1 protein-coding gene is annotated in these 571 nt (G+C 72.9%); it reads right to left on the bottom strand.

What is annotated here, in order from left to right:
• Positions 1–248 (bottom strand): FAD:protein FMN transferase (locus AOK17_RS52925; protein WP_245697722.1); only part of this gene is annotated, 248 nt, incomplete at its 3' end.
• Positions 249–571 lie beyond the last annotated feature (323 nt).

Genomic DNA, 571 nt, shown 5'->3' with positions numbered 1-571 from the left:
GCCGCCCAGGCCTTGGCGGTGGCACCGAGGTCGAGGCGGACACCGGCCGGGACGGTGACCGTACCGGTCGCGCGGTCCAGCCGTATCAGGCGCCAGCCCGGAACCGGCCGCACGGTGAGCTTCACCGGTCGCCCGTCCTCCTGGACGAGCCGGAAGTCGCGGTCGTAGCCGATGGCGTTCATCGCCGAGCCGACCGTCGGGTCGACGGCTCCGTCCGTCGCCGCGGCGGCCCGCAACGCGACCGCCAGCGCCTCCGCGAGCAGCGGGCTGACCCTGACGGGCCGCCCTCCGGCGCTGTCGAGCGCGACCNNCAGCGCCGGGTCCGTCGTGACAAGCCGGACGCTCGTACCGAGGGCACGCCAGTTCACCGCGGCAGTAGGACGCACGGAGGTGTCGGCGGCGGTCATCACGACGCCCCCGAGGTGGAGTCGGCGGTCCCACTGTCGTCGGCGGAGGTCAGGTCGTCGGACGAGCCCTGCAGCGACGAGGACGAGGAGTCCGTCGCCGATGAGTCCGAGGAAGAAGACGAGTCGTCCGACTGGGACGTCGTCGACGACGACGAATCCGTGGT

This window comes from Streptomyces phaeochromogenes (genome assembly GCF_001418655.1).
Lineage (GTDB): Bacteria > Actinomycetota > Actinomycetes > Streptomycetales > Streptomycetaceae > Streptomyces > Streptomyces phaeochromogenes.
Note: the sequence above shows the minus strand (reverse complement) of the source record. Positions and strands in the feature narration are given on the sequence as shown.